This window comes from Oleiphilus sp. HI0128 (assembly GCF_001635365.1).
In genome coordinates this window covers 1-699 of record NZ_LWGG01000346.1, presented here as the reverse complement: position 1 = coordinate 699, position 699 = coordinate 1, and the positions used below count along the sequence as shown (strand labels likewise).

Annotated in this window: 1 protein-coding gene; it reads left to right on the top strand. The window is 45.1% G+C overall.

The genetic code is table 11. The features are described from left to right. On the top strand, positions 1–541 hold a 541-nt coding region (locus A3763_RS04385; RefSeq protein ID WP_156494903.1), incomplete at its 5' end, for a DUF1631 family protein. Positions 542–699: the final 158 nt, after the last annotated feature.

Genomic DNA, 699 nt, shown 5'->3' with positions numbered 1-699 from the left:
CGATAACGCCATTGCTGAGTTGGTTCAGGATACGCTTGAAATTGAACAAGACTTTAACGATTTTAAGCAATCTAGCGTTGAAGCCGAAAAGCCGGTCAAGCCTGCGCCTAAAGCTGCCTCTAGAGAAACAAACTCCGACAGTAAACCTGTCTCACCCAGTGAGCAAGGCACCGGTGATAACGCAGAAACGGAATCAAGTGTCGAGCCTACGCGTGCCGAAACGGTTCTAGAAGAAGATTTGAGTGCTAGTGCGAGCGATTCCATTCTTGATGCATTTAGTAAGCAGGTGGAAAGAGCTAGCATTGGCACCTGGTTTGAGGTTTCAAAGGAAGGACGTCCTGAACGTTGTAAACTTGCTGCACACATTAAGGCTATTGATAAGTTTGTTTTCGTTAATCGATCCGGCATCAAAGTAATGGAGCAGGATAAAAGTGGTTTTGCATCCCTGCTAAGAAATGGAGAGCTTCAAGTTCTAAATGATGGTTTATTGTTTGATCGTGCCTTAGAATCGGTGATCGGGAGTTTACGCGGAGCTAACTAGGTATGAAAATTTGTAATGGTTGGTTGGCTGGTGCTCGGAAGTGCCCGTCACCCAATTATAATGAGCGCCCTCAAGCTGCGCCGATCAACTTACTAGTCGTTCATAATATATCATTGCCACCGAAGTCCTTCGGCAATAATTACATCGAGCTTTTTTTC